Origin of the sequence: Pseudomonas sp. Pseusp11, from assembly GCF_047304405.1 — a bacterium.
In the GTDB taxonomy this organism is placed as follows: Bacteria; Pseudomonadota; Gammaproteobacteria; order Pseudomonadales; family Pseudomonadaceae; genus Aquipseudomonas.
The window spans coordinates 1-276 of the sequence record NZ_JBGLZF010000108.1; the positions used below are offsets into that span (position 1 = coordinate 1).

Genomic DNA, 276 nt, shown 5'->3' on the forward strand with positions numbered 1-276 from the left:
CTACTCCACCTGCCGGAGCAAAAATATAGTAGTATCCATTGCGTTTGTAAAGCTTCGGTCCTTCTACCGTATGGTTCTTTCCATCATTTCCATCAAATACCATCACCGGATCGGAAATTACTTCTGTTCCCTCAGCATTCAGTTCGCAAATAACTACGATGCTATTCACTCCGCTACGGCTACCAGCGTATGCATGTACAAGATAAACTTTTCCATCTTCATCCCAAAGTGGTGTCGGGTCAATCATTCCTTTCCCTGCTTTTACCAATACAGGTT

1 protein-coding gene is annotated in these 276 nt (G+C 43.5%); it reads right to left on the bottom strand.

Translation table 11 applies throughout. From position 1 onward, the window contains the following. Nucleotides 1-247, bottom strand: a 247-nt coding sequence (locus tag ACCC96_RS30345; RefSeq protein WP_413697750.1) for a family 43 glycosylhydrolase, incomplete at its 3' end; no start/stop codon positions are given. Nucleotides 248-276: the final 29 nt, after the last annotated feature.